Source organism: Paenibacillus sp. Z3-2 (assembly GCF_054161325.1).
This window is the reverse complement of the sequence record NZ_CP096397.1, coordinates 4,923,298-4,944,331: the sequence shown is the minus strand read 5'-3', so window position 1 is coordinate 4,944,331 and position 21,034 is coordinate 4,923,298. Positions and strand designations below refer to the sequence as shown.

Here is a 21,034-nt window from a genome sequence, read left to right as displayed (position 1 = left end):
ACTATTACAAAGCACCTTCCATGAAAATAGTTCTGTTGCCCTGGGCAGTGGAACATGGGGGTGCTTTTGTTTTACGAACAGGGATGGGGTCCAAAAATAGTTAAATATGAGGGGGAAGATGTTTAATCTGTTCATCGTAAGCGTATTCATAAAGCGATATGATGGATAAAAACAGGCAGGGAGGAATTGTAAATGTCATCAGAAATTCCATCACTACATGCTGCTTATGCAAACAAGTTCAAAATAGGTGCTGCTGTACATACCCGAATGTTGCAGTCCGAAGGGGAGTTTATCGCCAAGCACTTCAATAGCATCACGGCTGAAAATCAGATGAAATTCGAAGAAATTCACCCGGAGGAGGATCGTTACACATTTGAGGCAGCGGATCAAATTGTTGATTTTGCCGTTGCCCAAGGGATTGCGGTTCGCGGACATACTTTGGTCTGGCATAATCAAACATCGAAATGGGTCTTTGAGGATACCTCAGGTGCTCCCGCTTCCAGAGAACTGCTATTATCCCGCTTGAAGCAACATATTGATACGGTAGTAGGTCGATATAAGGGGCAAATATATGCGTGGGATGTTATCAATGAGGCTATTGAAGATAAGACCGACTTATTCATGCGGGACACGAAGTGGTTAGAGCTGGTGGGGGAAGATTACTTGCAGCAAGCGTTCAGTATGGCTCATGAAGCTGATCCGAATGCCCTGCTTTTCTATAATGATTACAATGAGACGGACCCGGTCAAACGGGAGAAGATCTACAAACTGGTTCGGTCCTTGTTGGACAAAGGAGCGCCTGTACATGGGATAGGGATGCAGGGACACTGGAATATCCATGGTCCTTCCATTGAGGAGATCCGAATGGCTATTGAACGATACGCTTCACTGGATGTACAGTTGCATGTTACCGAGCTGGACTTGTCGGTGTTCCGTTATGAGGATCGCCGAACGGATCTCACTGCGCCCACTTCGGAAATGGCTGAGCTACAGGAGCGTCGATATGAAGAAATCTTTAATTTGTTCCGTGAGTATAAATCATCCATTTCCTCTGTGACATTCTGGGGAGTAGCTGATAATTATACCTGGTTGGATCATTTTCCGGTACGTGGACGCAAAAATTGGCCCTTTGTGTTTGATCAGCAGTTGCAGCCAAAGGAATCATTCTGGCGTATTGTAAACCATATGTCCTGAACATCAGGTAAGGAAAGAGAATCGGTCACGATGTGGCCGATTTTTTACTGTACTCATATTAATTTCTACAGTACGGCTATCTTGGCGTGGTTGAAACACGTAGTTAAGTTGAAATATGGTTTTATATGGAAATGTGTGATAGGGTAAAATAAAGAAATGGTGAACCAAATTCTATTCTGAAATGAGATGAGAAGATGGAGTACATCCGAAACTATTTAATTACTTTCGCCGGGAATTGTACATTTAGTTATTATATTTTTGGTGAGGGAACCCTAATCAAGCCTCTGATGTTTGCATCCATGATGTCATTACTGATGATGGGAATGGACTATGCGAAAAGTAAAACGAAATATTCCCTAGACTAGTGGGTCCATGGATCATCTGATCCTGAAATCGTGAGTTGATCAAAATCATATATGAAGTGGTGAACATTGAGACGGCTTCCATTTACATCATGACCATTGTTCATTACACTTGATTAGTAGCACCTCGTTAACTCAATTCAGATCATCAGGAGGATATCATTATGCATCAATCCGTACATATTCAAGAAGCAAGAGATTACATATTAAACCGAATCCATACCAAGCCTGTCGTAGGCATGATTCTGGGTTCGGGGCTGGGAGCGCTCGCGGACGAGATCGAGAATGCGACCGTTATCCCGTATACAGAAATTCCGTATTTTGCACAATCCGAGGCCATCGGCCATGCCAATGAACTGGTTATTGGTGAACTGATGGGCAAAACGGTGGTGGCAATGAAGGGACGCCTTCACTATTATGAAGGTTTCACACTGGATGAAGTGACGTTCCCGGTTCGTATTATGAAAGCGCTGGGTGTTGAACAATTGCTCATCACGAATGCCTGCGGAGCCATCAACACAAGCTTTGAGCCGGGCCAACTGATGCTCATTACAGATCATATTAACCTGGTAGGCAATAACCCGTTGATGGGACCGAATAATGCTGAACTGGGAGTACGCTTCCCTGATGTGTCCCAGGTGTACAATCGCGAACTGCGCAGCATTGCTCTGAAGGTTGCAGAAGAGCAGAATGTTGGCCTGCAGCAAGGTGTCTATGCGTGGTGGAGTGGTCCGGCATATGAGACACCAGCCGAGATTCGCATGATTCGTACGATGGGTGCGGATGCTGTGGGTATGTCCACGGTACCTGAAGCCATTGTCGCCATTCATGGCGGGATGAAGGTGCTGGGTATTTCCTGTCTGACGAACATGGCCTGTGGCATTCTGGATCAGCCGTTAAGTCATGATGAAGTCATTGAAGTGGCTGCCCAAGTGAAAACAACCTTTATCGGGCTGGTAAAAGGCATCTTGAAAGAGATCTAATCGTGAGATTATTTCTATCCTAAGGATCGTGTTACATGACAGGCCAGTCAAAAACTGAAATAACCGTATGCTTCACGAGCTGTTACTCGTGAGACATACGGTTTTTTTATTTTACAGAACTATGAACCATCTGAGAACTAGCAGGCATGATTGCTGGCGTGGACTCCCTGATGATAGGTTTGGTCACAATATGCGAGATCTGATACGGCTGTGTCGGGTTTTTAATTCGGGATAATAGCATCTCTGCAGCCTTAATGCCCATTTCATTGCTGTAAATATGAACCGTCGTTAGCGGAGGTTCAATAATTCGCGATTGGGGTGCGTTATCGAATCCGCATATCGCAACATCCTGTGGAACAGCGACATTTCTGGCTTTCAAAGCCCGGATCAGATCGACCGCAATAAAATCATTAGCACATACGTAAGCGGAAGGTAAGGATGCCATCTCTGCCACTCGCTGGTTCAACCATCCGGGCTTGGAGAAACACAGGCGATCATTATCTACGATGCAATGGGACAGATCGACCTGCAGGCCCGCTTCCAGCATAGCACGGTGATATCCAGTCCATCGTTCATTAAAGCTCTTGCAGTGATTGTAATCTCCGGCAAATCCGATACTTGTGTAGCCGCTCTCAATTAACTTTTTGGTTAACTGGTAGATGCTATGTTCATTCTCCATAAGTAACAAATCTGCTTGGAATTCGGGATAACATATGTTGGAAGCGCAATCGATAAAGATCGTGGGGATGCCGAGATCCGTAATAAGCTGAGTGTATTCCAGATCAAATAATTCAATGCAAATGATTCCGTCTACTTTGGCGATATCAAAATTGTTGGGCAGTGTAAGCGCATCTTGATCGTCTTCACGCACGATATGAATCGAGAGATTGTATCCCTCCGCACTGATTCTTTTCTCCAAACCACTAATCAACAATGACCCAAAGTGGGATGTATTAGGCAGATTTTCAGTTAACAGGGCGATATTGCTCGGAGCCTTGGTTAGAACATGCTCATTTTCCATATAGGCGAATTGTTTATATTTAAGTTCAATTGCTTTTTTAATTACACGGTTTCTAGTCTCATCCGGAATGTTTCCGCTATCGTTTAATGCTTTGGAAGCCGTATTCCTGGAGATTCCCAAAGCATCGGCGATGTCTTGTATCGTGACTTTTTCCTTTGCCATCTAATGCCTCACCTCTAATAATCAATAGTCATCCATATTCTTCTCTACGTCAAATGTATAATAGAACGGGACAAATAGCAATCTTGAATTTACAAATGCACAATTTTGTTTACATTCTGAAATGAGTGCATGTTTTTTGGTTTGATCATAAGGTTCTTTTTTCATTAGTAACAATGATAGACCAATTATGGTGATAACGTGGGGATTCCTGGGTTTGATTTATAAAAATAAATACTGTCTATATGCAAATTCAGTAATGTTTAGTCACATTGATGCACAAAAATATATTTCAAATGCACAAATTATTTTTACAAAACATATTGACTAAATCCTCTGATACCTGATAAATTGTAAATTAATAAATAGGCAATTGTAAATATTGAAAGCCCTTACCGAAATCAATTGTCAACTTCAAGAATGAAACGGGGGTAGCATGTTGGATAACATAGCAGACAGCAAAAAGGGCAGAGGAAGGGTACTGAAAGTGAGGACGACCAGCGGTCATAAGTTGCAGCAGCTCAAAAAGAATTACTTTTTATATATGTTGCTCGCACCAGCCTTAATCTTGACCCTTATCTTCAAGTATATCCCAATGTACGGAGCCATCATTGCATTTAAGGATTTCAGTCCGATCAAAGGCATCATGGGCAGTGATTGGGTAGGTCTGAAGCATTTTGAGAAATTTATAGCTTCACCCAATTTCGATATCATTCTAATGAATACGCTTAAACTCAGCTTTTTGGGATTGATATTCAGTTTCCCGGTGCCCATTATATTGGCACTCATGCTGAATCAGGTACGCAAAGCTGGCATCAAGAAAAATATTCAATTGTTTCTGTACGCACCCAACTTCATATCCGTTGTTGTCGTTGTGGGAATGCTGTTCATCTTCCTCTCACCGACAGGGCCAATTAATCAATTCGCCACTTGGATTACAGGTCAGCCGATCATGTTCATGTCTGAACCGGAATATTTCCGCTGGATCTACATTTTGTCCGATATCTGGACCGGAGCGGGTTGGGCTTCCATCATATACGTTGCGGCTTTGGCCAATGTTGATCCAGAGCTTCACAATGCGGCCAATCTGGATGGAGCGAACCTCCTTCAACGTATTCGGCACATCGACCTTCCAACCATTCGTCCGATTATGGCTATCGTCTTTATCCTGGCAGCTGGGGGGATTATGTCCATTGGATTTGAGAAGGCCTATCTGATGCAGACATCCATGAACCTGCCTTCCTCCGAGATCATTGCCACATATGTCTACAAGGTGGGACTGCAATCGGGAGATTACGCTTATTCAGCGGCAGTGGGATTGTTCAACTCGGTTATTAATGTGATTCTGCTGGTGACGGTGAATCTGATCGTGAAGAAATTGAATGAAGGCGAAGGCCTCTACTAGGAAAGGAGATTATCCATGGTTGTAAAACATACGGGAATGGATCGATTGATCCTCACACTCAATGCCATCTTTCTCACCTGCGCTGTACTGGTTGTCGTTGTTCCCTTGATTTACATTGTTATCGCCTCATTCATGGACCCCACAGTGCTATTGAACCGTGGACTATCTTTCAATGTATCCGACTGGAGTCTGGACGGTTATCAGATGATATTATCCAATCCAGCCATGATCCGAGGTTTTGCGAATGCGGTATTGTACTCGGTTTCCTTTGCACTGATCACCGTGACCGTATCCATATTTGCAGGCTATGCATTGTCAGATGAAAGGCTAGCGGGACGCGGATTTTTCATGATTATCTTTATCATCACGATGTTCTTCGGCGGGGGATTAATCCCTACGTATCTACTCATACGTAATCTCGGCATGCTGGATACGGTGTGGGCGATCATCATTCCTGGAGCCGTCAACGTCTGGAACATTATTCTCTCCAGAACCTTCTTCAAAGGAGTCCCTCGGGAACTGAAGGAAGCCGCGAATGTGGATGGCGCCTCCGAGATGAAGATTTTCTTCCAGATCGTCATTCCGTTGTCAAAACCGATCATTTTTGTACTCGCACTCTATGCGTTCGTTGGGCAATGGAATTCCTATTTTGATGCAATGATCTATCTCGATAATCCGAATCTGCATCCGTTACAGCTCGTTCTGCGTTCCATTTTGATTCAGAATCAGGCTGCTCCGGGCATGATCAGTGACCAGCTAGCGATGGCAGAACTGAAACGGCTCTCCGAGATGATTAAATACTCAGCGATTGTCATTTCGAGTCTGCCTCTCATCATTATGTACCCGTTCTTCCAGAAGTATTTCGAAAAAGGTGTCATGGTCGGTTCCCTCAAATAGTGAACAGCCTGCGATACAGCAAGTTCGGTCCAATCCAACTCATGGAGGTCATGATTATGAAAAAAGTGAATAAGTCCAGAAAAGCCGTTACAACGGCGTCCATTTCCATGCTGTCTGCGGTGCTCCTTCTAACTGCTTGTGGAGGGGGTGGAGGTGGAGCTGCAAGTGAGGCGCAATCACCTGATGGTAAAGTGACATTGAATTTTATCACACAGAGTTCCCCTCTGGCTCCTGCTGATCCGAACGACAAGCTGATCAACAAGCGACTCGAAGAGAAAACCAATGTGCATATCAACTGGAAAAACTATACGAGTGATGTATTTGCGGAAAAAAGGAATCTGGCGGTAGCTAGCGGTGACTTACCGGATGCTATTTTTGATGCAGGTTACGGGGATTATGATCTTCTGAAACTGGCGAAGGATGGGGCGATCATTCCGCTCGAAGACATGATTGAACAGTACATGCCGAATCTGCAAAAGGTGCTGGAGGAAGCTCCCGAATACAAGAGCATGATCACGGCTCCAGACGGACATATATATTCATTCCCGTGGATTGAAGAACTCGGCAGTGGCAAACAACGCATTCAGTCGGTGGATAACTTGCCCTGGATTAATGTGGAATGGCTGAACAAGCTCGGACTGGAGATGCCGAAGACAACCGAGGAATTAAAAGAAGTACTGATCGCGTTCAAAACCCAAGACCCGAACGGTAACGGCAAGGCTGACGAAATTCCGCTTTCTTTCATTAACAAGCCGGGCGGAGAAGATCTGACATTTCTTTTTGCGGCATTTGGACTTGGGGAGAACTGGGATCATACCGTGGTAACGGATGAAGGAAAAGTGGTCTTTACAGCAGCCGATACGGGTTACAAGGAAGCGGTTAAATACATTCATGAACTGGTTCAGGAAGGTCTCGTGGATGTGGAATCGTACCAGCAGGATTGGAACACGTATCTTGCGAAAGGCAAGGATAATAAGTACGGCATGTACTTCACCTGGGATAAGGCTAACATTACAGGCATGAATGATACGTATGATGTTCTGCCTCCAGTTGCTGGACCTGACGGAGAGGTCAATGTCACAAGAACGAATGGTATCGGTCTTGATCGTGGCCGCATGGTCATTACCAGCAGCAATAAAAACCTGGAATCCACAGCGAAGTGGGTTGACCAATTGTACGATCCACTCCAATCCGTACAGAACAACTGGGGCACCTATGGAGATGAGAGTCAGCAAAATATTTTTGAATTCGATGAAGCCAAGGGCATGCTGAAGCATCTTCCACTGGAAGGCTCTGCACCTGTGGAACTCAGACAAAAAACGAGTATCGCGGGACCATTGGCCATTCTCGACAGTTACTATGACAAGTACACAACCAAACCGGAAGATGCAGCTTGGCGCATGGAACTTCTCGACAAGGTTATGGTTCCGCATATGAAAGCAGAGAACGTATATCCAAGTGTGTTCTTCTCCATTGATGAACTGGATCGATTGTCCACCATTGAGACCGATCTATTCGCCTACGTGCTGCGTCTGCGTACGGAATGGTATCAGAACGGGAAGGTTGATCAGGAATGGGATGCTTATCTGAAAGAGCTGGATCGCCTTGGACTGCAGGAATGGCTTCAGATTAAACAAGCGGGATATGACCGTAATACTAAATAAGAGAAATGAGGGAGAGAACATCATGTCAACCATACTTAATCAGGATCACAGAGGCGCCTATCATTTCACACCAAAAGAAAATTGGATCAACGATCCGAATGGCATGGTATTTTTCAAAGATGAGTATCACTTGTTCTATCAGCATCACCCACATGGAACCACATGGGGCCCCATGCATTGGGGCCATGCAGTGAGCAGGGACCTGATCTCCTGGGAGGAACTTCCGATAGCCCTACTCCCCGATGAGAATGGCACTATATTCTCCGGAAGCGCCGTAGTGGATTGGAATAATACAACCGGATTCTTTGAGGATGAGCCAGGATTGGTTGCTATTTTCACCCACCATCTTGAAGTTGAAAACCATGATGCCATACAAACCCAGAGTCTGGCGTATAGCAAAGACAGCGGCAGAACCTGGACTAAATACGAGGGTAATCCGGTATTAAAGCATGAGTCCTTTGTCGATTTCCGTGATCCCAAAGTGTTCTGGCATGAGCAGACCAAGGAGTGGATTATGATTATCGCTTGTGGTCAAACGGTATGTCTGTATCGTTCTCCCAATCTGAAGGATTGGACGCTAGGTAGTGAATTCGGCGCAGGGATTGGTTCACACGATGGCGTGTGGGAATGCCCCGACCTGTTCCCCCTTGCAGTGGATGGAGATTCAGGGCAGGAGAAATGGGTGATGCTCGTTAGCATCGGTGCAGATCCTGCTTTTATTGAAGGCTCCAGAACACAATATTTTACCGGAGATTTTGATGGAACTACATTTGTCCCAGACGAGGCATCCCATACGGTTCGCTGGATTGACCATGGTCGGGATAACTACGCAGGAGTTAGTTGGTCTGACGTTCCTGAGGAAGATGGAAGACGCCTCATTATCGGCTGGATGAGCAACTGGATGTATGCCAACCAGACACCAACCAATAATTACCGTGGAGCAATGACCATTGCCCGGGAGTTGACACTGGAGACAAGAGCGGGAGAAGTTATACTGATTCAACGTCCTGCACGTGAACTTGAGCAAGCTCGTACGCCGATAGTGTCCCTACAGAATGCTTCGATTCGGCAAGTGAGTGAGCAGTTGAACGCTTTGCAACTAGTGAACTATGAGATCCATGCAGAGTGGGCTCAGAATCAGTCGTTCCATTTTGCTCTAAGAAGCGGCGCAGATCACGAGACGGTCGTTGGCGTAGATTCGATCCGAAGTGAAGTGTATGTCGATCGTAGTCGATCGGGCATCGGCCATTTTCATGAACATTTCCTGAGCCGTCATACAGCTGAGTTAAAAGAGGTGAATGGGAATCAACGATTGCATATCTTTGTAGATCATTCATCTGTGGAGGTATTTGCGAATGATGGTCAGGCCGTTATTACGGATCTGATCTATCCGGATGCGGATTGCCAGGGCATCTCTGTTCATGCTGAAAATACGGATTTCGCATTCTCTTCACTTCATATCTATGAGATATCACCGACCAATGCTAACGGTCAATTGTAATGAAGGGAAGGAGTGCAGAACGATGCGTATTGGAGCCATTGAAGCCGGCGGAACGAAGTTTGTATGTGGTGTAGGTAACGAGCATGGACAGATTGAAGATCGGATCAGTTTTCCAACAGAGCATCCTGAGACAACACTTGCCAAGGTGATCGACTATTTCAAGGATAAAGGTGTGGAAGCAATCGGGATAGGCTCTTTTGGTCCGATTGATCTGCAACCGGATAGTCCCACTTATGGGTATATTACGACCACGCCTAAGCCTGGGTGGGCAAACTGTAATGTGATTGGAACCTTGAAGCATGAATTTCCGGTTCCCTTTGGATGGGATACGGATGTGAATGCTGCCGCGCTCGGTGAAGTGACGTGGGGAGCAGCGCAAGGACTGGACAACTGTGTATATTACACGATTGGCACAGGCGTTGGTGTTGGACTCGTGGCAGGGGGCCAACGAGTACACGGATTGTTACATCCCGAGGGTGGACATATTCGCACAAGACGCCATCCGGATGATCACTTTGCCGGATTATGCCCGTATCATGGTGATTGCCTGGAGGGGATGGCTGCAGGACCAGCCATTGAAGCACGGTGGCAGAGCCCTGGCAGTGAACTGCCGGCAGACCATCTGGCGTGGGAGATCGAATCCTTTTACATTGCGGAGTCGATCACCACGGCTATCCTGCTTCATTCGCCGCAGAAGATCATCTTGGGCGGTGGTGTGATGCAGCAAGATCATCTGTTTCCTATGATCCGGGAGCAGGTAGTGCGGAATCTCAATGGTTATGTGAATGCAGCTTCAATTACGCAACATATCGATCAATATATTGTCCAGCCCGGATTGGGCCAGCATGCAGGCCTGTGTGGTGCACTCGCTTTGGGTCTGGAAGCATTGCAACAAGCGGCACAAGCTTCACATGCTTCGTAGTTCTCTAAAATAATATACATCCCAGAAGGGGCGGTTGCGAGTTCGCTTATTGGTATAAGCCAACGACGCACTGTCCTTTTTGGGCTTTTTTATTTTTTTGAAGAGTTAAGTAGTTTGAAAAATATAGTACGTTCTAAAATTCGATGTTGCTCAAGTGAGCTGCCAAAGGTATGATTTTTAGTGTCCTATTCCTATCGTGCGATAAGACATTCAAAATTTAACGTGTCTCAAAATGAAAGGAATCCAACCAATGAACCAAATAACGATGCGTCAAGCCGTACAGACAGACCAAGAGCAACTGGCCGATTTGCGAGCGTTGGTATTATACGATGATTTAACCAGACTGGGAAGGTACGATGATGTGAAGGTACGTGAACGTTTCCGGAATACATTCGACCCTGCCCACACCCATATTATTGAAGTGGAGGGTTCAATGGTAGGTTGTGTCGCCTTGAAGCCTAAGTCTGAGGCATTTCTATTGGAACATTTCTACATACATCCCGATTATCAGGGCCAGAAAATAGGAACTCAGGTACTGAAATTGTTGCTGGAACAGGATGAAGTTCAGGGGAAACGGGTTATTTTAAATGTGTTGCAGGGAAGTCCTGCTCGACGATTGTATGAACGATTTGGGTTTATCCTGGACACTGAAGATGAGGTCGATGTGTTTATGTCAGTTCAATTGCAGGAATAGTATGATTGCCATACGTAGTAGACCCATTCATTTAATTCTTGAATGGGTCTATTGAATTTTTCTATTATACTTTCCAGTGGTCGTACCCTAAAATGGATAATAACCTACTTTTTACATAGGAATTATATAGTATGGAGAAGCCAAGATGCCACAATGGAAGCGAAATCTGTATATTCTGTGGTTCGGCCTGTTTTTCAATCATATGGCGTACTCACTATCCGTTCCGTTCTTTCCTCATTTCTGCAAAATGATCTTGGTATCCAAACCGGGCTGGAAGCCTGGTCCGGTATTTCCATCTCGATCAGTTTTCTGATCAGTGGATTATGCGCACCCTTCTGGGGATCGCTGGCTGATCGATATGGCAGCAAATTGATACTGGTCCGTTCAGGCGTTGGACTAGGCATTGCGCATCTGGCTAACTTTTTTGTTTACGATCCGTATACGTTTATCGTCGGCGAGTCAGTTCGGCATTGTGCTGGGACCGTTAATCGGCGCTTTTCTTGGTGGATGGATCGGCACTCCATTGATGTGAAAAAGGCGGGTGAACCGGGTTTGCGTATGACAGTAGACTCTGGCACAACACATATGAAGAAGTGAACGTTTAAAATGCCTGAAACGCGACCCATATGGCTACGATCATGCAAGCTATACCGCCAATTTTGCACATGAGGTAATAAAATTCGCTAGGTTCGGGATCTTTTAACCATATCCAGCGGAGGGAGAGCAGGAATTGAAACTTTTGAAACCTTGGATAATAGAAGCTGCACCATCCATAGATGAGTCCGGCAAGTGCAATGAACAGGAGAACAGGCGTACCTGGCGTATGATGATAATCCGGATAGGCAGCGGTCACGAGCGTGGCAGGAGTATAGCGCTCTTCGGCATCCTCCATGACTCGTTGGTTGTCTACATACATGTTGATCGGAGAGAGCATCTTCCCGGTTTCATCGTAGCTTAATAATTGTTCGGATTGTTGTTCAACTGTATATTTGTGGTCGTTAGGGTATACCACATTATACGTTGCAATAGGGGTGGATGCGATATGGGTGATGACATAGTTCTGCTGATCGATGCTGACCGTACGCTTCTGCTGATTGACGGTGACCTGAATGGGGTCTGCTGTACTGCTCTCATACGTAATTTGATTGCCTTGCTCGTGATCGTAAGTGTATTTATGCTGATCTACATAAAATATGGGCTCAGTAAAACTTTTAATACGTGAAATTTGGACATAAGTTGCAATGACTTGTTCTGGTATTTTAAGAATGGGACATTATGGTTTCTTTTTGAGAGAGTACTGTTATTATAAAATTATACCCTGTTCAAACCAGAGTGTTGGTTAAGGGGACAAAAGAGTGTTGGACAATCTGTAATTCCAGACGAGTCACAGGAGGAGATTGGGATGATTAGAGGGTTAACAAATGCGGGTTTGGGAAACATCGAGTCTGATGAACAATATATCACAGATGCGGCCAAGCACGGATTCGGATCTGTAGATTTGAATCCGCTCTCATTGATTGAAACGTATGGCAAGGAACAGGCACAACATCTGCTAGAGAGTAATCAGGTGATCATCGGTTCATCGGGTCTGACGTTGGAGTGGCGGACGACAGATGAACAATTCCGTGAGGGATTGCAATCTTTGGTCGCGATGGCAGAAGCTTCTGCTTCGCTGAACTGTTACAGCTGTTGCACGTATATTTTACCCTCAACGGATCAACCGGCAGCGCAATTTATGGCGGCGGCTACGAAACGTTTGAGACTCTGCGCAGATATCTTGGATGCTTACGGGATTAAGTTGGGTCTGGAGTTTGTGGGCTGCCATCACTTACGGACGCAATGGAAGAATCCGTTTATCTGGCGTGTGGAGGATACGCTGGACTGGATCGAGACCATCCATGCGCCTAACGTAGGTTTGTTGGTGGATTCCTATCACTGGCATACGAATGGTCTACCGATGGAAGATCTATTGAAGCTGAAGAAAGAACAGGTTGTTCATGTTCACATTAATGATGCCTATGATCTGCCCATTGAAGAATTGCTGGATTATGAGCGTTTGTATCCCGGCGAAGGGGTCATTGATCTGGGTGGGTTTCTGAGAAATCTGCAGGCGATTGGCTACAATGGTGTGGTGGCTCAGGAAGTACTGGCCCCGGCATCGAATCTTGGTACGAATGAACTATTTGCCAAGTCTAAGGCTGGGTTCGATCAGGTGTTTATCACAGTATAATGTATGAGCAAATATGTAATGACAGCAAGGGCCCATACATTGTGTGTGGGTCATTTTGTTTGTATAAGAAAACTCCCAGTTCAACTGGGGGTTCCGGAAAGCTTATAGCAATAAGTAGTCCATCTTTTGACCTTCATGATAAAATGAGTGCCGGTCTGCCAACCGCACGGATGAAACCAAGGAGGGAGAAAGATGGACAAAAGTAATCTAGCACATACGAAATGGAACTGCAAATATCATATTGTATTTGCGCCTAAATATCGAAGACAAGTGATCTATGGGAAGCTCAAAAGGGAAATTGGGAAGATTATTCGAGAGTTATGCGAGAGAAAAGGTGTAGAAATATTGAAGGCGGAAGCTTGTGTGGATCACATCCACATGCTGGTGAGCATTCCGCAAAACTGAGTGTGTCGGAATTTATGGGATATCTAAAGGGAAAAGCTCGCTGATGATTTCGATAAGTTTGCCAATCTGAAATATCGATATGGCAATCGACAGTTTTGGGCAGAGGATATTATGTGGACACGGTAGGAAGAAATAAGAAAGTGATCTGCGAATACATTCGGAATCAGTTAGCGGAGGATAAGAACTACGAACAACTGACCATGAAAGAAATATTGGACCCGGTTACGGGTGAGTCTGTGAAAAAAGGCAAATAAAAAGCCCCTTTTAGGGGTGGTCAAGACCCCATTTAGTAGACATTATAAAAAGACCCTAGGCTGCAAACTGGCGTCGGTACTCTACCGGCATCAGTTTTTTTAGTTTCCGTTGTGGCCGTTTTCGTTGTAAAAACGGATATATTTTTCGGTTTTGCTTTGTGCTTCGGTAAGCGTTCGGATATGATAAGGATAGAGTCCTTCCGTTTTGAGATACGAGAAGAAACTCTCCATAGAGGCATTTTCATAACAATTTCCTCTGCGAGACAAGCTGATTCGGGCGCCAACCTTTGGCAGCATGTCGTGGTAAGCATGAGACGTGTACTGGAACCCCTGGTCGCTGTGAACGACCAGTCCGGTCACGTTTTTTTTGCTTCGCAAATGCTTTGCTGAATGTGCGGAGCACGAGTTCATTGTCGTTGCGCTCGCCCATTTCGTAAGCCACAATCTCGTTATTAAACAGATCCTTTATGGCTGAAAGATATATCCAGCGCTCTCCCACACGATACTGGGTAATGTCCGTTACCCATTTCTGATTCGGTTTTTCTGCACTGAAGTCTCGCTTCAAGCAGTTCTCTGCTACACGCTGCGCAGGTGCATACGAGCTGATGGAGCGTCGTTTACGACGTATTCGAGATTGGATACCGAGCATTTGCATCAGCCGGAGCACCTTTTTGTGGTTCATCCAAATTCCTTGATCTTGCCAAAGGAACAACTGGAGCTGTCGATAACCATACTTGCCTTCATATCGTTGATATGTTTGAAGCACCTGGTTCTTCGCCTTTGCATCGCGATCGAATCGTTTACGTTTTACATAGGCATAAAATCCACTTCGGGACACGCCAAACACATGGCAGAGTTTCTGGATATCACCGTATACCGCTACCTTTTCTATGATCTGAAATCTTTCCTGTTTGCTTCCTCCTTCCAGATTACCAAGCACTTTTTTAGCAACCCATTCTCCCGCTTCAGTTTTTGCACATAGCGTTCTTGATCCAAGTATTCTTTTCGTCGACCTCGCTGATCCATCAGTCCAAACTCGCCTTGTTCCCGGTGTTTTCGCATCCAGCGCTTCATTCGTCCCGGGTCATGAATTCCTAAATGTTCATTTATCTTTCGGTAAGTCCACCCCTCAACCGTATGGAGACGAATAGCCTCCTTTTCTATCTTCTCCGAATATGTTTTAAACTTCTGTCCTTTAATCGCCATAAAAAATGTACCCCCTAGAATTTCATCGGCTAAACCCAGGGGTTTTGGATCGGCTACACTTAGTTGGACAGAAAAAATAAGGGCTTGTAGAATAAAACTATCATGTTAAGGAGCGGATCTCTACAATGCCTAAACAACAACGACGCACATTCACAACCGAGTTCAAAAAACAAATGGTAGAGCTCTATGAAAATGGCAAGTCCAGAGCAGCCCTTGTGGAGGAGTACGACCTCACTGCTTCGGCTCTAGACCGCTGGATCAAGCAATCGCAGGCCACGGGCTCTTTCAGAGAGAAAGACAACCGTTCACCTGAAGAAAACGAATTAATGGCTATGCGTAAAGAGCTCCAACGTCTACGGATGGAGAACGATATTTTAAAGCAAGCCGCGCTGATCATGGGACGAAAGTAGCTATCATCCAAAATAACCGTGATAAATCCTCAGTATCAGCAATGTGTAACGTCCTCGAAATTGCCAAAAGCACGTTCTATTATGAAGCGAAGGAAAAGCCAAATGAAGACAAGCTAGCGGAAGCCATTGTGGGCATCTTTCGCAAAAATCGAAATGCCTACGGTACACGAAAGATAAAAGCCAAGCTTCAGGAAAGAGGAATCATCGTCTCTAGGCGTCGCATCGGTCGAATCATGCAAGAGCACAGTCTCGTCTCCACGTACACCATTGCTCAGTTTAAGCCTCTCAAAACAGCTTGTAATGAGGCGACAACAGCGAATGAATTAGATCGGGAGTTTAATCAGACGGAAGCGAAGCGTTTCGTGGTAAGCGATCTAACGTATGTGAAGGTCGGGCATCGGTGGCATTACGTTTGTGTCCTCATTGACCTGTTCAATCGCGAGATCATTGGTCATAGTGCAGGTCCACATAAGGACGCTGCTCTGGTTTCGCGTGCCTTTGCAACGGTAGAAGGCGACTTAAGCCAAATCCAGTGGTTTCATACCGATCGTGGAAGTGAGTTTAAAAACCACACGATGGACCAGCTTCTAGGTACGTTTGGTATTGGCCGATCACTCAGCAAGAAAGGATGTCCCTACGATAACGCCGTGGCCGAAGCCACCTACAAGGTCATGAAAACGGAGTTTATTTACCAGATGGAATTTAGAAACCTTCGTCATTTAGAACTGGAATTATACGACTACGTCAACTGGTTTAACAGGCATCGAGTTCATGGATCGCTGGGGTATTTGACGCCTGTTCAGTATCGCCAAACAGCCCTTAAAAAAGTTGTCTGATTTAATGTTGACAATCCATTTTTCCAATGTCTATTCTAAGGGGTGCACTTCAGGGCAAGCCCGGGACCGCTCGCGGTTGGCAGACTTTAGGCGCAAGCTAGTACCATTTACGGTTTCATTTGGCATGTTTTTAGCCACGCTAGTTTTTCAGATCATTGCTACCCTTTTACTAATCATATTTGCAGTTGCAACCAAAGGGGTTTCAATACCCTATGATAATCTTATTTATGTCATATTAATGGTAATGCTTGTTAACCTGTATCAGTTTTCAATCGTAATCTTGTTGACAGCTCTTGTGAACAAGAGCACTACGTATCAATCAATTGCCCTAATCATATTCTATATTCAAATTTTTTTTGGTGGTTTAACATTCCCACCAGAGATGTTTCCTCAAGTCGTAAGAAATATTGTATATGTCTTTAATCCGATCATTTATGGTTTAGAAGCCATGCGGGGAATATGGACGGAAGGTCACAGCATTTTTGTTTATACGAAGGAATTTCTGATCTTGTTACTTGTCTCAATCTTTTTGATAAGCATAGGTTTATTGTTAGCGAAGAAAAGGGAGAAAATTCAGTATCAATAACTAGGTAGAATAGAGTGGAGTAATTTTGTTGTAGTAACTTTAACATTGCCGTTGGTTTCCTGTTTTTTTATGTGAACCCAGCGGCACTGTTATTTTAGGAAAGCAAAACGTGTATGTGTTATTTAATAGTAGGGTTAACTCTTAAAAGGTGCCAAAAGAGTTGAGGAATTTTAGAAAATAGAATTCTATTTTCTAAAATTCCTTTATATGGACCCTATATTTGGTTTAAATTAATTTAGAAGTAAACAACAAAAAAATGGTGGTGAGCAAATGACGAAGAATATATTGAGTGAAAAGTTAAAACAGTATCGTGAACAAAAAGAAATCACACAACAGGAACTTGCAGAGTTATTAGATGTTAGCGATAAATCCATCTCAAAATGGGAATTAGGAAATGGTTATCCAAGCAAAAAAAACATGATGAAAATTACAGATCTACTTGATGTTTCTTTGGAGGTTATGTTAATTGAGGAGAAGCAAGAGGGAAATAAATTCAAAAAAAGTTTGAAATATGGATTAATTAGTTACTGTATTATTTTTGCCGTGACAATATTGATTAAAGGGTGGAGAGAGCAAGAGCGCTATCAAGATTTATGGAGTGAGAATTTAAGTGAAGTGGTTAAAATAGTGTTTATTACGTTCGGGCAAAACATATTTACTGCCTTAATTCCATCTATGATAATTGGTTTAGTTTTTTATTTTTATATCATTCCACGACAGGAAGTTGATTGAATTTGAAATGTATTTATCCACTCCAATTGCACGAAGTTATGACCACACAGATTCTATACAGACCATCACTAGGGGAGGAAGTGAAACGACTCTAAGGGAAGGCCGACTATGATTTATGGATTGATGTTGACAATGTAAGTGTAGTTGCAATCAATTGAGTAAAAGCAAGGGCCATCCGGGATGGGGGTTGCCTTGCTTTTATTTAAGGTTTAAATTAAGGAAGACAAGTCAATAAAATCTGGGTAAGTGGTTCTATACAATCCTTTGTAAACCAGTACGATTGGATCTATAAAACCATGAGAAAAAAAGGTATTTCTTTAATGACGAATACAATTGGGACTCGTAAAAGTTGACGGCTATTTAAAGGAACTCAAAACGTGGAAGGAAATGTCCCCGAGCTGAAAGAGTGTATTCTTGATTTTTAACTGCAGAGGATATGAAATGGCTACAACCTTGTTACATGATCGACAGGGAAAATATCGTTTTAATTCACATGCGCTTAACGTTCGATCTGCCGAGCGTTTTGATGCGAACCTGTAACCTGCCGCTTTTCACCTGGTTCGGTGGCTGTACTCCTATGGCCCAACAAGCGCCGCAGCTTTGGCAGAAGCAACTGCAATGGACCGCAACTCGGTCAGCTGATTAATCAAACAACTCGAAAAGTCGGGATATGTTAGCAAAGAGCCAGACCCCGGAGATCGGCGCGGGGGGTTATTGTCTCTTACGGAACTTGGTCAACAATCGACGGTTGGTGCGCTCAAGGAGAAGGAGTCAGCTTTTTATGACCGTATATCCAGATGGGATGATGATAAGGAACTGGAGCGTTTCATGACCATGCTACGGCAGTTTAACGGTTTGGAAGGTAAGTGAGAGCTTCTATAGTGTGGGTATGCACCATTGAGCGAGGGGAGTACAAATACATAGCAAAAGCGGACATCGGTAATATCCGCTCGCGCGATGTAACCAAATGATTTTATAGTTTCCACGGGAGCTGTGGGAGCTTATAACGGAAACCCTGATGGTTTTCTTTTCTCACATATATCCAAGGTGGTGGGACAAGGGTGCCTAGTGCTTTATACAAGACCGTTCCGTCATCGCTTATGGAGTATTCTTCGATACTACTTTGGATATCCTGCCAATTAACCTTACCTTGGTAAGACAGTGTCAGCCCTTGAACGATAACATGAGGTGCACCTGAAATGATTCTCTGCGTTGTGTTGAGAACTCCAACCTTCCCTGAGGAGAGCATTACGAATTCGCTCATGAAAAGTATGATAATTAAAATGACTATGCTCACAATCCATCGCTTTTTTCTCATCTTGTGACCTCCACTACCTAGGGAGTCATTCCCTCATAGTTAATGTCTTTTAATGACATAATCTCGTCAGAGATGGTATTGATTTTGACTGAATAGGGCTTAATAGCTTGAAGGGATTCATTAATGATATTCTTGCGATCCTTATCAAAGACGGCAGATGTTATGTGATTCTCTTTTAATACGTTATCCTTCATTATGACTTGTTTAGAATAACTAACTGAATTACTATAATCGATTAGATGCGTGACCCCCGTGAATTTGCCACGTGTCAAAAAAGTCCTTATCCCCGGTTAACTTTCGTTGAAATAATCATTTTTGAGAGCAATCGTAGTTGTATGATCAGTATATCCTAGTGAGACAGTATCTGAAGAGTGGATTGCGTAATATCCCTGAGACATCTTGCCCTGATTGAATGTTCCATCGTTAATGGTGTTGTTGTAACGGTCATGTGCAGGGTAAACCTTGCCATCAGAAGTAAGATACTGTACTTCTAACCATTGCGTAATTTCTTTTCCTTTACCATGATATGTATCATTAATCCATGATCCGGTGTAGGTTTTTGTAGTGAATTCACCTGTTCCATGGCCCATATTAGATTCATTGTAATCCTCAAAGGGGACACCTCCACCTTCAACTAATGTATATGTATACTTGCCTTTTCCTTGCCGCTTACCACTCACCCAATCTCCAGAGTAAACTTCGGTTTCTCCCCATCTTGCGGTTCCTTTACCATGAGGTTTCCCGTTTAAAACTTCACCATAGTACGTCCCTCCATCTGACAATTTTAAGTTTACTTTCTTCGATGCTGCTTCTGTTGGAGTAGAGCTTGATAATAGTCCAATGATAATAGTGATCGTTAATCCAAAACCTAGATAGAATCTTTTCAAAAGTGTGCAACTCCTTCAATGGATAATGATTTTTGCGTTGTTAGCTACTGTGATAGAATGAGTTAGGTTTGGATGATGAAACGGTGGGGGCTTGGAAAATGAACAAAACGGAGCGGCAGCTTGCGATTACGCTTGAATTGCAGCGAAGAAAGATGCTAAGAGCAGAAGATTTAGCTGCTCAATTTGAGACAAGTGTACGGACGATATATCGAGATATTCAGGCCTTAAGTGAAGCTGGCGTTCCAATTATGGGAGCTCCGGGTCATGGTTATTCCCTCATGGAAGGATATTTCCTGCCCCCGGTAAGCTTCACAGCAGAAGAAGCCGTTTCCCTGCTCATGGGAGCTGATTTTATCGAACAGAGAATGGATACAGAATACGCGATGCAGGCTAAGTCGGCTCAACGAAAAATTGAAGCGATTTTACCAGAATCCGTTCGTAATGAATCAACGCGTGTTCGGGAAACGATGAGGCTGCTTCATACGGTTGAGCCCTTAACCAGAGCGAGAGTGAAAACATACCTTAACCAAATACGTAATGCCATTTTGGAACAACGTAAAATCAGCTTTATGTACCTGAAAAAAATGCCAGGAACGGATGGCAATCGGTATAACATGCGTGAGGTTTCACCATATGGACTCTCACTTGTTCAGGAGAATTGGGTGTTGATCGCACGTTGTGATATGCGGCAAGATATTCGCCATTTTCGTTTGTCACGCATGACTGAACTTTCCGTGCTGGAGGATCATTTCCTGTTGCCGCCGGATTTTGATCTGAACAGTTATCGACCTCCTGAAGACCGTAACGAACAGGTATTAATTAGGGCGAAACCCGAAATTGCTGACAAAATTATGGAGGCCCTTCATTTTTACATGGATGCAATTGAGGAGCAAGAGGAAGGTGTCATTTTTCACTTTCGTGTCCGCTATCTGGAGGAAATATTGCATTATTTACTTGGCTGGGGTGGAGATATCGAGGTCTTGGAGCCAGAGCCTTTACGCTTCCGAATGCAGGAAGTAGCCAAAAATATCTTAAAACACTACTGACATACTCTTGTCAGTAGTGTTTTTTTATACTTTGGTATATTACTAAAGGCATCACCCGGAACTTATTAGCGCTGTAAATTAAGAATAACATTACGGTTTATAGAACGAAACAGTTCTATAATGATTGTGTCTCCAGCTATGATCCTGAACTGTAACGGAACGGGAGGTTGTCTGATGAAAAGCCAGAAGAAATTAAGCGGGGGAGACCTCGTGATTTGGTCTAGGGACACGCTGGTCTTCGAAAACTGAACTTGTAATCGATGCTGTTTTTCTATTTAGCCCATACGAAATGTTAGAAGATCGATTGAATAGAACTGCTGCT

At 44.1% G+C, this 21,034-nt stretch carries 23 protein-coding genes and 1 pseudogene; 17 read left to right on the top strand and 7 right to left on the bottom strand.

The genetic code is table 11. The features are described 5' to 3' along the window. The first annotated feature begins 192 nt into the window (after nt 1-192). Nucleotides 193-1,194: an endo-1,4-beta-xylanase gene (locus tag M1D71_RS22120; RefSeq protein ID WP_458123697.1), complete on the top strand. Its 1,002-nt coding sequence runs from the start codon at nt 193-195 to the stop codon at nt 1,192-1,194. 526 nt (nt 1,195-1,720) lie between these two features. Then, nucleotides 1,721-2,539: a purine-nucleoside phosphorylase gene (locus M1D71_RS22115; protein WP_458123696.1), complete on the top strand. Its 819-nt coding sequence runs from the start codon at nt 1,721-1,723 to the stop codon at nt 2,537-2,539. 106 nt (nt 2,540-2,645) lie between these two features. Here the strand turns inward: M1D71_RS22115 and M1D71_RS22110 are convergent, their stop codons facing one another. After that, nucleotides 2,646-3,722, bottom strand: a complete 1,077-nt coding sequence (locus M1D71_RS22110) for a LacI family DNA-binding transcriptional regulator (protein WP_458123695.1) — start codon at nt 3,720-3,722, stop codon at nt 2,646-2,648. A gap of 541 nt (nt 3,723-4,263) precedes the next feature. Here M1D71_RS22110 and M1D71_RS22105 point away from each other — a divergent pair. The 7 genes from M1D71_RS22105 to M1D71_RS22075 all read left to right on the top strand — a co-directional run bounded on the left by M1D71_RS22105 (nt 4,264) and on the right by M1D71_RS22075 (nt 11,399). Further along, a complete protein-coding gene (locus M1D71_RS22105) occupies nt 4,264-5,124 on the top strand; it encodes an ABC transporter permease (RefSeq protein ID WP_458127326.1) in 861 nt (286 codons plus the stop codon). Nucleotides 5,125-5,139: 15 nt separating this feature from the next. Continuing rightward, on the top strand, nt 5,140-6,021 hold the full coding sequence (locus M1D71_RS22100; protein WP_215076232.1) for a carbohydrate ABC transporter permease: 882 nt from the start codon (nt 5,140-5,142) through the stop codon (nt 6,019-6,021). 56 nt (nt 6,022-6,077) lie between these two features. Further along, entirely contained in the window at nt 6,078-7,685 is a 1,608-nt protein-coding gene (locus M1D71_RS22095; protein WP_458123694.1) for an ABC transporter substrate-binding protein, read from the top strand. Between the two features lie 22 nt (nt 7,686-7,707). Beyond that, on the top strand, nt 7,708-9,186 hold the full coding sequence (locus M1D71_RS22090; protein WP_458123693.1) for a glycoside hydrolase family 32 protein: 1,479 nt from the start codon (nt 7,708-7,710) through the stop codon (nt 9,184-9,186). Between the two features lie 22 nt (nt 9,187-9,208). After that, on the top strand, nt 9,209-10,108 hold the full coding sequence (locus tag M1D71_RS22085) for an ROK family protein (RefSeq protein ID WP_458123692.1): 900 nt from the start codon (nt 9,209-9,211) through the stop codon (nt 10,106-10,108). A 250-nt stretch (nt 10,109-10,358) separates the two neighbouring features. Further along, nucleotides 10,359-10,802, top strand: coding sequence for an N-acetyltransferase family protein (locus M1D71_RS22080; RefSeq protein ID WP_458123691.1), 444 nt, complete (start codon nt 10,359-10,361; stop codon nt 10,800-10,802). Between the two features lie 153 nt (nt 10,803-10,955). Then, complete coding sequence (locus M1D71_RS22075) at nt 10,956-11,399, top strand: hypothetical protein (protein WP_458123690.1); 444 nt, start codon at nt 10,956-10,958, stop codon at nt 11,397-11,399. A 4-nt stretch (nt 11,400-11,403) separates the two neighbouring features. Here M1D71_RS22075 and M1D71_RS22070 read toward each other — a convergent pair whose 3' ends face one another. Beyond that, the gene (locus M1D71_RS22070; RefSeq protein WP_458123689.1) at nt 11,404-11,736 is read right to left on the bottom strand and encodes a DUF6199 family natural product biosynthesis protein; all 333 of its coding nucleotides are present in this window, start codon (nt 11,734-11,736) and stop codon (nt 11,404-11,406) included. A 108-nt stretch (nt 11,737-11,844) separates the two neighbouring features. On the opposite strand from M1D71_RS22070, the gene M1D71_RS22065 reads away from it, so the two are divergent. From M1D71_RS22065 to tnpA, 3 genes and pseudogenes are all read left to right on the top strand, one after another. Continuing rightward, on the top strand, nt 11,845-12,024 hold the full coding sequence (locus M1D71_RS22065) for a hypothetical protein (RefSeq protein ID WP_458123688.1): 180 nt from the start codon (nt 11,845-11,847) through the stop codon (nt 12,022-12,024). 180 nt (nt 12,025-12,204) lie between these two features. Continuing rightward, entirely contained in the window at nt 12,205-13,032 is an 828-nt protein-coding gene (locus M1D71_RS22060; RefSeq protein WP_458123687.1) for a sugar phosphate isomerase/epimerase family protein, read from the top strand. 192 nt (nt 13,033-13,224) lie between these two features. Beyond that, a pseudogene (gene tnpA, locus M1D71_RS22055) lies at nt 13,225-13,691 on the top strand (IS200/IS605 family transposase). Nucleotides 13,692-13,790: 99 nt separating this feature from the next. Here the strand turns inward: tnpA and M1D71_RS22050 are convergent. From M1D71_RS22050 to M1D71_RS22040, 3 genes are read right to left on the bottom strand one after another with little or no spacing between them, the layout of a single operon-like run. Further along, the gene (locus tag M1D71_RS22050; protein ID WP_458123686.1) at nt 13,791-13,922 is read right to left on the bottom strand and encodes an IS3 family transposase; all 132 of its coding nucleotides are present in this window, start codon (nt 13,920-13,922) and stop codon (nt 13,791-13,793) included. A gap of 10 nt (nt 13,923-13,932) precedes the next feature. Then, nucleotides 13,933-14,631, bottom strand: coding sequence for an IS3 family transposase (locus tag M1D71_RS22045; RefSeq protein WP_458123685.1), 699 nt, complete (start codon nt 14,629-14,631; stop codon nt 13,933-13,935). Further along, on the bottom strand, nt 14,580-14,897 hold the full coding sequence (locus tag M1D71_RS22040) for a helix-turn-helix domain-containing protein (protein ID WP_458123684.1): 318 nt from the start codon (nt 14,895-14,897) through the stop codon (nt 14,580-14,582). Before M1D71_RS22040 ends, M1D71_RS22045 begins: the two co-directional genes overlap by 52 nt. A 125-nt stretch (nt 14,898-15,022) precedes the next feature. Here M1D71_RS22040 and M1D71_RS22035 point away from each other — a divergent pair. From M1D71_RS22035 to M1D71_RS22020, 4 genes are all read left to right on the top strand, one after another. Further along, nucleotides 15,023-16,143, top strand: a protein-coding gene (locus M1D71_RS22035) for an IS3 family transposase (protein ID WP_458123683.1) whose coding sequence is annotated in 2 segments (ribosomal slippage) — nt 15,023-15,272 and nt 15,272-16,143 — 1,122 coding nt in all. Because the reading frame shifts where the segments join, the coding sequence is not laid out codon by codon here. Between the two features lie 4 nt (nt 16,144-16,147). Further along, entirely contained in the window at nt 16,148-16,729 is a 582-nt protein-coding gene (locus tag M1D71_RS22030) for an ABC transporter permease (protein WP_458123682.1), read from the top strand. Between the two features lie 270 nt (nt 16,730-16,999). Next, complete coding sequence (locus M1D71_RS22025) at nt 17,000-17,461, top strand: helix-turn-helix transcriptional regulator (RefSeq protein WP_458123681.1); 462 nt, start codon at nt 17,000-17,002, stop codon at nt 17,459-17,461. 714 nt (nt 17,462-18,175) lie between these two features. After that, complete coding sequence (locus tag M1D71_RS22020) at nt 18,176-18,331, top strand: hypothetical protein (RefSeq protein WP_458123680.1); 156 nt, start codon at nt 18,176-18,178, stop codon at nt 18,329-18,331. Between the two features lie 103 nt (nt 18,332-18,434). Here M1D71_RS22020 and M1D71_RS22015 read toward each other — a convergent pair whose 3' ends face one another. Continuing rightward, nucleotides 18,435-18,779 carry a hypothetical protein gene (locus tag M1D71_RS22015; RefSeq protein ID WP_458123679.1) on the bottom strand — a complete coding sequence of 115 codons (345 nt, stop codon included), beginning with the start codon at nt 18,777-18,779 and terminating at the stop codon, nt 18,435-18,437. Between the two features lie 290 nt (nt 18,780-19,069). Further along, nucleotides 19,070-19,666: a hypothetical protein gene (locus tag M1D71_RS22010; protein ID WP_458123678.1), complete on the bottom strand. Its 597-nt coding sequence runs from the start codon at nt 19,664-19,666 to the stop codon at nt 19,070-19,072. A gap of 98 nt (nt 19,667-19,764) precedes the next feature. Here M1D71_RS22010 and M1D71_RS22005 point away from each other — a divergent pair, with 98 nt between their 5' ends. Continuing rightward, nucleotides 19,765-20,712: a helix-turn-helix transcriptional regulator gene (locus M1D71_RS22005; RefSeq protein WP_458123677.1), complete on the top strand. Its 948-nt coding sequence runs from the start codon at nt 19,765-19,767 to the stop codon at nt 20,710-20,712. The last annotated feature ends 322 nt before the right edge of the window (nt 20,713-21,034 follow it).